General features: G+C 64.6%; 14 protein-coding genes. 9 read left to right on the forward strand and 5 right to left on the reverse strand.

Annotation, left to right across the window (positions count from 1 at the left end):
* Positions 1-40: 40 nt before the first annotated feature.
* Together AB7Z56_RS26445 and AB7Z56_RS26450 are read right to left on the reverse strand one after the other, a co-directional pair.
* Complete coding sequence (locus AB7Z56_RS26445; RefSeq protein WP_071914934.1) at positions 41-1,354, reverse strand: ABC transporter substrate-binding protein; 1,314 nt, start codon at positions 1,352-1,354, stop codon at positions 41-43.
* A gap of 72 nt (positions 1,355-1,426) precedes the next feature.
* Positions 1,427-2,488, reverse strand: a complete 1,062-nt coding sequence (locus AB7Z56_RS26450) for an ABC transporter ATP-binding protein (protein WP_063983849.1) — start codon at positions 2,486-2,488, stop codon at positions 1,427-1,429.
* 201 nt (positions 2,489-2,689) lie between these two features.
* On the opposite strand from AB7Z56_RS26450, the gene AB7Z56_RS26455 reads away from it, so the two are divergent.
* The 6 genes from AB7Z56_RS26455 to AB7Z56_RS26480 all read left to right on the forward strand — a co-directional run bounded on the left by AB7Z56_RS26455 (position 2,690) and on the right by AB7Z56_RS26480 (position 9,104).
* Positions 2,690-3,790, forward strand: a complete 1,101-nt coding sequence (locus tag AB7Z56_RS26455; protein WP_441256495.1) for a LacI family DNA-binding transcriptional regulator — start codon at positions 2,690-2,692, stop codon at positions 3,788-3,790.
* A 122-nt stretch (positions 3,791-3,912) separates the two neighbouring features.
* Complete coding sequence (locus AB7Z56_RS26460) at positions 3,913-5,742, forward strand: IlvD/Edd family dehydratase (protein WP_028146570.1); 1,830 nt, start codon at positions 3,913-3,915, stop codon at positions 5,740-5,742.
* Positions 5,743-5,906: 164 nt separating this feature from the next.
* Positions 5,907-6,638 (forward strand): SDR family oxidoreductase, encoded by a 732-nt coding sequence (locus AB7Z56_RS26465; RefSeq protein WP_135214354.1) that lies wholly within the window; start codon positions 5,907-5,909, stop codon positions 6,636-6,638.
* A gap of 120 nt (positions 6,639-6,758) precedes the next feature.
* Positions 6,759-7,505, forward strand: a complete 747-nt coding sequence (locus AB7Z56_RS26470) for an SDR family NAD(P)-dependent oxidoreductase (protein WP_014495989.1) — start codon at positions 6,759-6,761, stop codon at positions 7,503-7,505.
* Positions 7,506-7,574: 69 nt separating this feature from the next.
* On the forward strand, positions 7,575-8,708 hold the full coding sequence (locus tag AB7Z56_RS26475; protein WP_441256496.1) for a serine hydrolase domain-containing protein: 1,134 nt from the start codon (positions 7,575-7,577) through the stop codon (positions 8,706-8,708).
* Positions 8,709-8,711: 3 nt separating this feature from the next.
* Positions 8,712-9,104: a GFA family protein gene (locus AB7Z56_RS26480; RefSeq protein WP_071914943.1), complete on the forward strand. Its 393-nt coding sequence runs from the start codon at positions 8,712-8,714 to the stop codon at positions 9,102-9,104.
* 2 nt (positions 9,105-9,106) lie between these two features.
* Here AB7Z56_RS26480 and AB7Z56_RS26485 read toward each other — a convergent pair whose 3' ends face one another.
* Positions 9,107-10,018, reverse strand: a complete 912-nt coding sequence (locus AB7Z56_RS26485; RefSeq protein ID WP_441256497.1) for a DMT family transporter — start codon at positions 10,016-10,018, stop codon at positions 9,107-9,109.
* 90 nt (positions 10,019-10,108) lie between these two features.
* On the opposite strand from AB7Z56_RS26485, the gene AB7Z56_RS26490 reads away from it, so the two are divergent.
* From AB7Z56_RS26490 to AB7Z56_RS26500, 3 genes are all read left to right on the forward strand, one after another.
* Positions 10,109-10,975: a LysR family transcriptional regulator gene (locus tag AB7Z56_RS26490; RefSeq protein ID WP_063983856.1), complete on the forward strand. Its 867-nt coding sequence runs from the start codon at positions 10,109-10,111 to the stop codon at positions 10,973-10,975.
* 71 nt (positions 10,976-11,046) lie between these two features.
* Entirely contained in the window at positions 11,047-11,727 is a 681-nt protein-coding gene (locus AB7Z56_RS26495; protein WP_063983857.1) for a site-2 protease family protein, read from the forward strand.
* A gap of 62 nt (positions 11,728-11,789) precedes the next feature.
* On the forward strand, positions 11,790-12,209 hold the full coding sequence (locus AB7Z56_RS26500) for a hypothetical protein (protein ID WP_028146575.1): 420 nt from the start codon (positions 11,790-11,792) through the stop codon (positions 12,207-12,209).
* Here AB7Z56_RS26500 and AB7Z56_RS26505 read toward each other — a convergent pair.
* Positions 12,197-13,012, reverse strand: a complete 816-nt coding sequence (locus AB7Z56_RS26505; RefSeq protein WP_063983858.1) for an energy transducer TonB family protein — start codon at positions 13,010-13,012, stop codon at positions 12,197-12,199. The genes AB7Z56_RS26500 and AB7Z56_RS26505 overlap by 13 nt on opposite strands.
* Positions 13,013-13,021: 9 nt before the next feature.
* Positions 13,022-13,477 carry a TonB system transport protein ExbD gene (exbD, locus tag AB7Z56_RS26510; RefSeq protein WP_014495997.1) on the reverse strand — a complete coding sequence of 152 codons (456 nt, stop codon included), beginning with the start codon at positions 13,475-13,477 and terminating at the stop codon, positions 13,022-13,024.
* Position 13,478 lies beyond the last annotated feature (1 nt).

Raw genomic sequence — 13,478 nt, forward strand, 5'->3', positions numbered from 1 at the left:
CGGCGTCCGGCGAACCGGACGCCGCGCGGATTGGCTTTGATCAGACCTGGTAGTAGCGCTTGGCGCGCTCGGCGGCGCGCGCCGCCGCCTGCTTCGGCGTCGCCGAGCCGGAGGCTGCTTCCGCGAACATGTCGACGACGACGAAGTCGCCCATCACCGCGGCGGAGGCATAGCCGAGATCGCCGGCAAAGCCGTTGTCGCGGCAGCGCTTCAGGCAGTCGCGATACGGGGTGATCTTCGGATCCGACGTCCACACCGGGTTGTCGTTGTAGGCCGGCAGCGGCGGCGACACGTAGCCGTTGGAAGCGACCTCCCAGGCGTCGTAATTCTCCTTGTCCATCATGAACTTGATGAATTCCTTGACCGCCTTGGGATACTTCGAGTGCTTGTAGCCGTAGTAGACCAGCACGTTCTGCTGCTCGGTCGACACGCCCACGGGGCCGATCGGCATCGGCGCGTGGTTCATGTCCTTGGCGATCTCCTGCTGCTTCGCATCGGTGGAGTTCTTGCCGACGGTCCAGATCGAGATGCCGTTCAGCGTCAGGCTGAGTTCGCCGTTCAGGAACGCCTTGTTGTTGTTCGAGTCATTCCACGACAGCACGCCCGGGATGAAGGTCTCGTAGAGCTGCTTGACGTATTCGAGCGCGGCGATCGTCTCCGGGGAGTCGATCACGACCTCGTTCTTGTCGTTGACGACCTTGCCGCCGAACGCCCAGAGCGCCCACTGGCACCAGCCATTGGCATCGCCCGTGGCATGGCCAAGCGCGAAGCCGGCCGGCGTGTTGTTCTTCTTCAACGCCTGGCAGAGCTTGAGGAAGCCGGCGGTGTCCTTGGGGAATTCCTCGAAGCCCGCAGCCTTCACGTGGCTGATGCGGTAGTTCAGGCAGCCGCCGGTCGCGCCCTGCGGAATGGCGATCCAGCTGTTGCCCTTCTTGCCGTAACGTTCGGCAACCGGATACCAGCCGCCATACTGCGCGCCGAGATAGTCGGCGACATCAGTCATATCGATCAGCTTTTCCGGGAATTTGTGGGGATCGTCGAGCGTGCCGATGATGAGGTCGGGGCCGGCGCCGACATTGGCGGCCACCGCGGCCTTGGGGCGGATGTCTTCCCAGCTCTCGGCCTCGAGCTTGATCTTGACGCCGGTCTTCTCGGAGAACTTCTTGGTCTGCTCGGCAAACTTGTCGAACTCGGCCTGGATGAACTGCTTCCAGCGCAAGACGCGGATGGACGCGTTCGGTTCGGGCGTGTTGGTCCACTCCGCGGCGCGGACCGGCACGATGCCCGGGCCGGCCAGCAGCGCTGCGCCGCCCAGGCCGGCCTTAAGCACACTTCGCCTGTCGAAATTGCTCATCGTTCTCTCCCTGAATTTTATATTTGTATTTGGGTCGTTCTTGAACAGTCGTTGGGCAATCCTTCGGCGCGGCTACATGCGTTTGCCCGTCGCCTCGTCGAACAGATGAACCAGTGACGGGTCAGGCTTCAGCTTGACCTTGTCGCCCGGATTGAACTGGTGACGCTCGCGGAACACCGCGACGACCTGCTCGCCACCCACCTTCGCGAACACCTGCGTCTCCGAGCCGGTCGGCTCGACCACGATGATCTCGGCATCGGCGCCGTCGTCCGCGATGGTGAAATGCTCGGGTCGCACACCATAGACGACAGGGCGACCGTCAGACGCCGCCGGCGCGTTCTTGAGCGGCAGCTTGACGCCGTTCGGCCCCTCGAAGGTCGCAACGCCGTTGACGCGCACATGGCCTTTCAGGAAGTTCATGGCCGGCGAGCCGATGAAGCCGGCGACGAACTGGTTGTCGGGCTTGTCGTAGAGCTCGAGCGGGGTGCCCATCTGCTCGACGATGCCGTCATGCATGACGACGATCTTGTCGGCCATGGTCATGGCCTCGATCTGGTCGTGCGTGACGTAGACGGTCGTCGTCTTCAGCCGCTGGTGCAGCTCCTTGATCTCGGTGCGCATGGCGACGCGCAGCTTGGCGTCGAGGTTCGACAAGGGCTCGTCGAACAGGAACACCTGCGGATCGCGCACGATGGCGCGGCCCATCGCGACGCGCTGGCGCTGGCCGCCGGAGAGCTGGCGCGGATAGCGCTCGAGCAGCGGCGACAGCGCGAGAATTTCGGCAGCGCGCTTGACACGCTTGTTGATCTCGTCGGAGCTCGCGTTCCGCAGCTTCAGCGAGAAGCCCATGTTCTCGCCGACGGTCATGTGCGGATAGAGCGCGTAGTTCTGGAACACCATCGCAATATCCCGCTCCTTGGGCTGGATATTGTTGACGACGCGGTCGCCGATCGAGATCGTGCCGGAGGTGATGTTCTCGAGGCCTGCAAGCATGCGCAGAAGCGTCGACTTGCCGCAGCCGGAGGGGCCAACTAGGACGACAAACTGGCCGTCCTCGATCGGAATCGAAACGCCGTGCAGGACTTCAAAATTGCCGAACGATTTCCGCACGTCGCGGATTTGCACAGACGACATCTAGCTCCCTCCTCGAAAGTCCACGACGCCTCACGCGCCGCGACCGTCTTGTTTTTCAGACTTCACCGAACGAAGCCCGATCTTAGCGAGCGACATTGTCGGCAGTTTGTGCGGTTTTGGCAATTTGTCTTTGGTTAGTCGTTGCTGGTAGCGCTGTCAACGTTCCTTTGTTTGCCGGACCGACTGTGATAAGAGCAACTAATGGGTCGAAAACGCACCAAGTCAGGTAAAATCCGGCTGGCGGAAGTTGCCGAGCTTGCCGGCGTCAGCCCGATCACGGCGTCCCGGTTCTTCCGCAATCCGGAGGCCCTGTCGGTCGCCAAGCGGACGCGGGTCGAGAGCGCGGCCAACGAGCTCGGCTATGTACCGAACCTGGCGGCGCGAGCGCTGGCCTCGCAGCGCACCGAAGTGATCGGCGTCTTGATCCCGTCACTGACCAACAACGTGTTTTCCGACGTGCTGCGCGGCATCTATGACGCCTCCGAAGGCAGCCGGTACTCGATCCAGTTATCCAACACACGCTACAGTATTCTCCAGGAGGAGAAGCTGCTGCGCCTGTTTCTCGCGCAGAAGCCGGCCGGACTGATCGTCACCGGCATCGACCAGACCGCGGAATCGCGCGCGATGCTGGAGGCGGCCGACTGCCCGATCGTGCAGATCATGGAGATCGGACCCAATCCGGTCGACATGATGATCGGCTTTTCGCACTATGATGCGGCCCGCGCGGCGATCGCCCACCTGTTCGCGCAAGGCCATCGCAAGATCGGCTTCGTCGGCGCGCGCATGGATCCGCGGGTGCAGCGGCGGCTGGACGGATATGTCTCGGCCATGAAGGACGCCGCGCTGTTCGAGCAGCGCCTCGTCGTCACGACGGCGACACCGACCTCGGTGACGCTCGGCGGCACCCTGTTCACCGATCTGCTGGCGCGCGAGCCCGATATCGACTCGGTGTTCTGCGCCAATGACGACCTCGCGCTCGGCGTGCTGTTCGAATGCCGGCGCCGGGAGATCGCGGTCCCCGAGCAGATCGCGATCGTCGGATTCAACGACCTCGAATTCATGGCCTCCGCAGTGCCCACCCTCACCAGCGTGCGCACCAACCGCTACGAGATGGGCAACACGGCCGCCACCATGCTGATCGAAGCGATCGACGGACGGCGCCCCGAGCAGCCGGTGCTCGATCTCGGCTTCAAGGTGATCGAGCGGCAAAGCTCGTCGTCGCGGCGGTCGGACGACAGGCCTGCCGCATCAGGCGCGGGCGTCGCGAACAAAATGATAGCGTTACCAAGTGGCCAAGACTAGTATCGCGCTTGTGAGGGAATGACCCGCCAACGGGCCTTTGAACCATGGATCGCGCCGTTGGGCATCGCACCAGCCGAAGCTGAGCTCCCGACGCCAGTGCGTTTGCATTGCAGGAGAAACCAATGACAAAAAAACCAACCAATGGGCATGCGCCCGCCAGCAACGGCGCTCGCCGCCACCTCCGCTCGCAGGAATGGTTCAACAATCCGCATAATCCGGGCATGACGGCGCTCTATATGGAGCGCTACCTGAATTACGGCCTCACCCGGGCCGAGCTTCAGTCCGGCAAGCCGATCATCGGCATCGCCCAGACCGGCAACGACCTTTCCCCCTGCAACCGCCACCATATCGAGCTGGCGCACCGCGTCCGCGAAGGCATCCGCGAGGCCGGCGGCATTGCGATGGAATTCCCGACCCATCCGATCCAGGAGACCGGCAAGCGCCCGACCGCGGCGCTCGACCGCAACCTCGCCTATCTCGGCCTCGTCGAGATCCTCTACGGCTATCCGCTCGACGGCGTCGTGCTGACGACCGGCTGCGACAAGACCACGCCTGCCTGCATGATGGCGGCGGCGACCGTGAACCTGCCCGCGATCGTGCTGTCGGGCGGCCCGATGCTGAACGGCTGGCATGCCGGCGAGCGCACCGGCTCCGGCACCATCGTCTGGAAGTCGCGCGAACGGCTCGCCGCCGGCGAGATCGACTATGAGGAATTCATGGAGATCGTGGCGTCCTCGGCGCCGTCGGTCGGCCATTGCAACACCATGGGCACCGCCTCGACCATGAACGGGCTTGCCGAAGCGCTCGGCTTCTCGCTGCCGGGCTGCGCGGCGATCCCCGCCCCCTATCGGGAGCGCGGCCAGATCGCCTACGAGACCGGCAAGCGCGCCGTCGAGATGGTCTGGGAAGACCTCAAGCCGTCGGACATCCTGACCCGCAAGGCGTTCGAGAACTGCATCGTGATCAACTCGGCGATCGGCGGCTCGACCAACGCGCCGATCCACATCAACGCGCTGGCCCGCCACATCGGCGTCGAGCTGTCGATCGACGACTGGCAGAAATTCGGCCACGACGTGCCGCTGCTGGTCAACATGCAGCCGGCCGGCTTCTATCTCGGCGAGGAATTCCACCGCGCCGGCGGCGTGCCGGCCGTGGTGCGCGAGCTGATGAAGCACAAGCGCATCCACGAGGACGCGGTTACCGTGAACGGCCGCGGCATCGGCGAGAACTGCGCCAATGCGCCCGCGCCCGACAATGACGTGATCCGGGCCTACGACAAGCCGCTGGTGAAGGACGCCGGCTTCCTGGTCCTGAAGGGCAATCTGTTCGATTCCGCGATCATGAAGACCAGCGTGATCTCCAAGGAATTCCGCGACCGCTATCTCAGCAACCCGAAGGACCTCAACGCCTTCGAGGGCCGCGCCATCGTGTTCGAGGGCCCGGAGGATTATCACGAGCGGATCGACGATGCCTCACTCGACATCGACGAGAATTGCATGCTGTTCGTCCGCGGCACCGGCCCGATCGGCTACCCCGGTGGCGCCGAGGTCGTGAACATGCAGCCGCCGGCCGCGCTGATCAAACGCGGCATTCTCGCCCTGCCCTGCATCGGCGACGGCCGCCAGTCCGGCACCTCGGGCTCGCCGTCGATCCTGAACGCCTCGCCGGAAGCTGCCGCCAATGGCGGGCTCGCGATCCTCAAGACCGGCGACAAGGTACGCATCGACCTCAACAAGGGCAGCGCCAATATTCTCATTTCGGACGACGAAGTGAAGAAGCGCCACGCCGAGCTGATGGCCAATGGCGGCTTCAAGCATCCGGCGAACCAGACGCCGTGGCAGGAGATCTACCGCAACACGGTGGGCCAGCAATCGACCGGCGCATGCATGGAGCTCGCCACACGCTACCAGAACGTCGCCGGCACATTTGGTGTCGCCAGAGACAACCACTAACAGCCACGTCGTCATTGCGAGCGAAGCGAAGCAATCCAGAGATATCTCCAAGGAGACAGTCTGGATTGCTTCGTCGCAACAGTGCAAAATTGCTGCGCAATTTTGTCACGAGCTCCTCGCAATGACGAGCCGATAGACAAATTCAAGCCAAGGAGAAAAACAACATGGCAGACCGCCTCAAGGGAAAGCGCGCCGTCGTCACGGCTGCAGCGGCAGGCATCGGGCGCGCATGCGCCATCGCATTCGCGCGTGAAGGCGCAACCGTCATCGCCACCGACATCAACGAGGCCGGCATCGCGGGCCTGACCAAGGAAGGCATCGCCGAGGTCGCCAAGCTCGACGTCCGCAACACCGCCGACGTCAACGCCTTCGCCAAGCGCATCGGCAAGGTCGACATCCTGCTCAACGCGGCCGGTTTCGTGCATCACGGCACCATCCTGGAGTGCTCGGAAGAGGATTTTGACTTCTCGTTCGACCTCAACGTCAAGTCGATGCACCGGACCATCAGGGCGTTCCTGCCCGAGATGCTGGCGGGCGGCGGCGGCAGCATCGTCAACATCTCGTCCTGCGCGGCGCTGCGGCCACCGGCCAACCGCTACGTCTACAGCGCGTCGAAGGCGGCGGTGTCGCTGCTGACGCGCGCGGTCGCGCTCGACTTCATCACCAAGGGCATCCGCTGCAACAGCATCTGCCCCGGCACCGTCGAGACGCCCTCGATGCTCGACCGCGCCGCCGCGCAGGGTCCGCAAGGCAAGGAGATGTTCGTCTCCCGCCAGAAGATGGGCCGGCTCGGCACCGCCGACGAAATCGCATCCATGGCGGTCTATCTCGGCAGCGACGAAAGCGCATTCACCACCGGCGTCGACCTTGTCGTCGACGGCGGCTACATGCTCTGATCGCTCCTCATCCCGAGGAGGCGCGACAGCGCCGTCTCGAGGGATGGGCCACGGGCTTATGGTTCGAGACGCGCGCAAGTGCGCGCTCCTCACCATGAGGGATAGACAAGGGAGTTCTCGATGAACAAGATCGATCTCAACGGCCGCATTGCCGTCGTCACCGGCGGCGCGCAGGGCTTTGGCCGTGCCATCACCCGGCGTTTCATCGACTCCGGCGCCAAGGTCGCGATCTGGGATTTTGACTCGGCTCTCGCCGAGAAGACCGCGAATGAAGTCGGCGGCGAGACAAAAGTCTTCAAGGTCGACGTCACCGACCCCGCCGCCGTCGAGCAGGCGCGCGATGCGACGCTTGCCGCCTTCGGCAAGATCGACATCCTCGTCAACAATGCCGGCATCGCCGGCGTCAACAAGCCGGTCTGGGAGACCGATCTCGAGGAGTGGCGCAAGGTCCTGCGCATCAATCTCGACGGCCCTTTCATCGTCTGCAAGGCGATCGTGCCGACGATGCTCAAGCAGAAGTACGGGCGGATCGTGAACATCGCCTCGATCGCCGGCAAGGAAGGCAATCCCAACGCCTCGCATTATTCGGCCTCCAAGGCCGGACTGATCGCGCTGACGAAATCGCTCGGCAAGGAATTGGCGGCACATGACATCCTCGTGAATGCGGTGACGCCGGCCGCGGCGAAGACCGCGATCTTCGACCAGATGACGCAGCAGCATATCGACTTCATGCTGTCGAAAATCCCGAAGGCGCGCTTCGTGCTGGTGGAAGAGCTCGCCGCGATGGTGAGCTGGCTCGCATCCCAAGATTGTGCCTTCTCCACCGGCGCGGTGTTTGATATTTCCGGCGGACGGGCGACCTACTGAAGCTTTGGCCGCCCCTGGAAGGGGCGGACCATGCGGCTTGGACGTCGGGATTTTGGGCGTCGGGATTTCGTGAAGCTCGCAGCGGGCGCAGGCGCGCTTCCGTTGCTGTCGCGTGTTGCGCCCGCGCAACTGGCGCCCAGCCCGCCGAGCATCCGTCCGCCCTCGCCGGCCGAACGCGGCGCCATGGCGCGGCTCGCGCGCAGCTTCATGGACAAATACGACGTGCCGGCGCTGTCCTTTGCGATCGGCTATGCCGGCACTGTTGTCCACGAGGACGCCTTCGGTCTTGCGGATCGCGAGCGGAACGAGACCGTGACGCCGCGGCATCTGTTCCGGATCGCCAGCGTCAGCAAGATGATCACCTCGGTCACGATCTTCCGCCTGATCGAGGAGAACCGCCTCAAGCTCACGGATCGCGTGTTCGGCCCCGGTGCACTGCTCGGCACCGATTACGGGTCACCGCCCTACTCCGCCGGCATCGACCAGATCACGCTCGAGCATCTGCTGACGCACGCTGCCGGCGGCTGGAGCAACGACAACCGCGATCCCATGTTCACGCATCCGCGGATGGATCATGCCGAGCTGATCGCCTGGACGCTCGCCAACCGGCCGCTGGACCGGCCGCCGGGCCAGCACTACGCCTATTCCAATTTCGGCTATTGCGTTCTGGGCCGCGTGATCGAGAAGCTCACCGGCCAGGCCTATGCCGAGCACGTCCGCACCGAGGTGCTGGCGCGCTGCGGCGTCACCGACATGAGCGTCGCCGGCAACACGCGCGAGCAGCGCCAGGCCGGCGAAGTCGTCTATTACGGTCAGGCCGAAAATCCCTACAGCATGAATGTACGGCGGATGGATTCCCATGGTGGCTGGATCGCGACGCCGGCGGATCTCGTCCAGTTCCTGATGCATGTCGACGGCTACACCAGACCGGCGAACATCCTGCGGCCGCGCACCATCGAGGTCATGACCACCGCGCCCAGTTACAGCCCGAACTACGCCAAGGGCTTCTGTGTCAACAAATTCGACAATTGGTGGCACAATGGCAGCCTGCCGGGCACGAGCACGATTGCCGTGCGCACCCATGGCGGCTTCTGCTGGGCCGCCTTCACCAACACCAGACGCGGGAATTCCAACATGGATGGCGATCTCGACAATCTCAACTGGAGCATGGCGCGCCAGGTCGGCGAATGGCGGGTGGCCTGAGCCATGATCCGGGAAGGTGGATGCCTGTGCGGCGCGGTGCGGTTCAAGGCGGAGGGTGAGCCGCTCAACGTCCGCATCTGCCATTGCCGCCTGTGCCAGAAGGCGATGGGCTCGCCCTACTTCGCCCGCGCGCAATTCGACCAGCGCGCGCTGACCGTCGAGGGTGACATCGAGCGCTATGCCTCGTCCGAGAACATCGACCGCGTGTTCTGCAAGCGCTGCGGCACGCGCCTGTTCTCCTGGCGGCGCAACGGCACGCTGGCGGGCGTTTCGCTCACGACCTTCGACGATCGCAACGCCTTTGCGCCGACCGAGCATATCTGGGTCTCGGAGAAGGTCGCCTGGCTGAAGCTCGACGACGGCCTGACGCAATATCAGGGCACCATCCCGGCGTGACGTCAGGCTTGCCCTGACGCAGGCACTCTCGCCGCCTGAGCGCGCCGTCCCGTCGTCGTCGCGATCCAGATCCCGGCAAACACCGCGACGATGCCGGCCGCCAGATTCCAGCGCAGCGGTTCGTTCAGCAGCCAGGCGCCGACCAGCGAGGCCGTGATCGGATTGACCGTCACCGAGATCGCGACGCGCGTCGGCGTGGTCCGCTCCAGCGCGAAGGCCCAGAGATAGAAGGTCAGCGCAGCACCGAAGGCGCCGAGATAGAAAGCCGCCAGCCATTGCGGCGCGCCGAAGCCGGCGACCGGCGCAAAACTGCTCCGGATATAAGAGAGCAGGATGAGGCAGGCCGCGCCGGCCGCCATGCTCATCGTGGTGAAGGCGATCGGGCCGGAGCGCCGGATCAGCGGTTTTGACCAGATGCCGTACAGCGCCATGCACAGCGCGGCCGCCATCATCAGGAGATCGCCGCGCCAGGCGCCGGATGGTGCCGAGGTCAGGTCGGAGAGCAGCGCGACGGCAACGCCAAACGTCGCGATCACGACACCGATCGATTTGCGCCAGCTCAGGGCCTCGGCGCCGAGCGCGGCGCCGATCACGAGCGACAACAGCGGAAGTGTCGACAAAGCGAGCGCGCCGCGCGCGGCGGTCGTAAAGATCAGCGATGCATTGAACAGGATCGGAAACAGCGCGAAGAACAGAATGCCGAGCCCGGTCGCGGCGGCCCAGTCCCCTCGCCCCGGCCAACGGTCACCGCGGAGCAGCGTCAGGGGTAACAGCAGCAGGAAGCCGATGCCGAACCGGAACGAGCCGATCGCGAGCGGATCGAGGCTGCCCACCAGATAGCGCGTGGCACCGATCGAGGTGCCGCCGAGGCCGCTCGACAGCACCGCGGCCAGAACGCCGGAGATTTCGCCCACACGCCCTCCCTTGACGAGCCCTGAACGCAGCATACGAGGCGCGCCGAAACAGGGAATGGAGTTTCCGTCATGCTGGGATAAGTTTTCGTCATGACCACGCCTGTTCTCGACCCCGATCTGCTGAAGGCATTTCTCGCCGTCGCCGAGCATCGCTCGTTCACGCGCGCAGCCCAATTGCTCAACCGGACCCAGTCGGCGGTCAGCGTCCAGATCAGGCGCCTGGAAGAGCGGATCGGCACCAAGCTGTTTCAGCGCACCAGGGCCGGCGTCGCGCTGACCGCGGCGGGCGATGAGCTCCTCGTTTATGCGAGGCGGCTTCTCGACCTCAATGCAGAGGCGATCGATGTGCTCCGCGCACGCAAGCGCGACGCCGTGGTCCGCCTCGGCGTGATGGACGATTACGGCACGATCGTCATTCCGCCCTTGCTGGCGCGCTTTGCCCAAAACCATCCGGAGATCCGGGTCGAGATCGAGACCGGCCTGACCGCGACGATGCCGGCCCGGCTCGGCGAGGCCTATGACCTCGTCATCGCCATGCATCCGGAAGGACGCGGCGATGGCGAACTGCTCCGACGCGAGCAGGCGGTCTGGGCTGCGGCCAGGACGTATCGAGCCGAAGCACAGGACACGCTGCCCGTCGCGCTCTACCCGCCGGGCTGCCTGTTCCGGCAATGGGCCGCGGACGCCCTCGATGCCGCCGGCCGGCCCTGGCGCCTTGCCTTCGTCAGTCGCACCCTTGCGGCGGTGGAAGCGATCGCGGCGGAGGGCCTTGCGATCACGGTCGTGAAGGCCGGCACCCTGCCCTCCCGCCTGCGCGCCCTGTCGAACGGCCTGCCGCCGCTGCCGGCTGCCGACATCCACCTGCACCGCGCGCGCAACCTGTCGCAGCCGGCGGCGCTGCTGGCGGATCATTTACGGCTTGGGATTTCGGAACCCGCGTCCCATATCCTGACCTGACGCGTTGCCCCATCACCGGATCGGCCGGGTTGGCTGCAAGGCCACGAGGCACAAACCGGGACGGACGAGCCGTGAACATTTCCCTCTATGAGCTTTCTGTATGGGTGCTACCGCTGCTGCTCGCCATCACCTTCCACGAGGCCGCGCACGCTTTCGTCGCGTACCGTCTCGGTGACAACACGGCCTGGCAGCTCGGCCGCGTCAGCTTCAACCCTATCAAGCATATCGATCCGTTCGGCACCCTGATCCTGCCGGCGATGCTGCTGTTCGCGCACTCGCCGTTCCTATTCGGCTATGCCAAGCCGGTTCCCGTCAATTTCCGCAAGCTCAACCATCCCAGGCTCGACATGGTCTGGGTGGCCCTTGCCGGACCCGCCACCAACATCCTGCTGGCGCTCGCGGCGGCTCTTGCCCTGCATGCCCTGCCCCTAGCACCGGCGGCCTCGGCCCAGTGGATCTTCGACAACCTCAAGAATGCGCTGGTGATCAACGCGGTGCTGGCGGTGTTCAACATGATGCCGATCCCGCCGCTCGACGGCGGGCGCGTCGCGGTCGGGCTGTTGCCTCGGGCCCTCGCCATGCCGCTGGCCCGGCTCGAGCCATTCGGGATGCTGATCCTGATTGGTCTTCTGATCCTGCTGCCGCTCGCGGGCTCGCAGTTCGGTCTAAATCTTGATGTTATTTCAGGAATACTGCGAACGTTGACCGGTTATGTGATTCAGGCTGTTCTCTTCCTGACCGGCAACGCGTAGTTCAACAGAACACCCGAACATAAGCCGAAGGGCTCGAGGCCGACTTGGTCAAAGCTGCCGATATGCTGATCGCGCGACGCGCGGACACCCGCGCCCGCGCCGATTTTGCCACCTGGAAGATGATGGCCAAGCTCAACGGGGCCTCCGCGCTGCCTGCCGAGGCGCAGGAGTTCCTGGTCAGCTACAAGAACCTGCTGGCGCGGATGAGCGAGGGCGAGGCCACCGAGGCCACGATCGGCGCGATCTACAAGGCCTACTATGCCGAGATGGGCGGCGCGGGAACTCCGCCCGACGTCCGCACCCGTCCGCCCGAGCCGGCGGCGGACAATGTTACCGCTTTCCGCCGACCTCCCCCGAAACCGACGAAGACGGCCTCCTTCACGGCGGCGTTTAGCGGAGCCCAGAAACGGCCCCTCCCGGTGGCGCTGATCTTCGTCTGCCTGGTCGTGGTCTATGTCGGGATCCGGCTCTACTGGCGCTGAGCCGATTTCTTCTTTTTCTTCTCGTCCGGCGGCGTGAAGATGATGTCGACGGTCCGCTCGAACCGGTCTTCGGTCAGTCCGGCCGGGGGCTGCGGGATGGGATCGGACTTGCGGACAATCGAGAGCGCGGCCGCATCGTAGGCCACATCCCCCGATGACTCCACGACGTCGACGGACAGCACATTGCCCCTGCGGTTGATCGCGAAGCTGACCTTCACCTTCTGATTATTGGGCTGCTTGCCCTCCGGGTTGACCTTGTGGGCCGTGAGGTGCGCACTGATCTTGCGATTCCAGTCGGTCGTGATCCTGAGGATGTCCTTGCCGAGGCCAAGCACCGGCGCCAGGGCCTTCTCGGCCTCGCGCGCGTCCTCGTCGAGTGTCTGCCGCGCCGTTGCAACCGACTGCGGCGAAGCCTCGGCAGCGGGTGTCTCGACCGCCGCGATCTTGGGATCCTCGTCCTGCGGCTTCTTCGAGATGTTTTCGGTGACGACCCGATCGGGATCGTCGACCTGTTGCGACTGGTCCTTTGGAAGCTCGGTTTCCTTGGTCTCGGCCTTTTGCTCTGGAAGCGCCTGCTGCTCCTGCATCGCTTCGCTGTCCGGTCCCGGCGGAAGGTCGGTCTCGGGCGCCTTGGGCGAGGCCATCTCGACGGCGAACTCCGCGCCGGCCGCACCCAGGCCATCGTCGTCGTCATCGGTCCGCAGATGGGCCAGGGCGAGCGCGGCACCGCCCAGATGGAGCGCGAGCGCCGCCACCGCCGCCAAAATCCAGAGCTTCCGGGATGGTCTGGCTTCGTCCGACATCGTGCGCCTCTAAGGCTGACCGGCGCCTGCCGCAGGCGCTCCGGGAGCGCCCTCCAGCGCGACCAGCTTCACCCGGGAATAGCCGCCTGAGCGCAAGAGCTCCATGACACTCATTAACTCGCCATACGGCACCGAGCGATCGGCGCGCAGGAAGACATACTTGTCCTTGCTCATGTCGGACAGGCCGTCGAGGGTCCCGATCAACTCGGCGCGGTGGACCGGGTTTTCGCCGATCGCAAGCGTCAGATCGGGCTTGATGCTGAGATAGGTCGGCTTGTCCGGCTTCTTCTGCGGGGTCGCGCTCGAGGTCGGCAGATCGATCGGCAGGTCGACCGTGGAGAGCGGAGCTGCGACCATGAAGATGATCAGCAGCACCAGGATGACGTCGATGAACGGCGTGACGTTGATGTCATGCGTCTCGCCGAAATCGTCGTCGTCATCATTGTCTGCGAGCGAAACGCCCATG

The organism is Bradyrhizobium sp. 482_C4_N1_8, assembly GCF_052075965.1.
Taxonomy (GTDB): domain Bacteria; phylum Pseudomonadota; class Alphaproteobacteria; order Rhizobiales; family Xanthobacteraceae; genus Bradyrhizobium; species Bradyrhizobium barranii.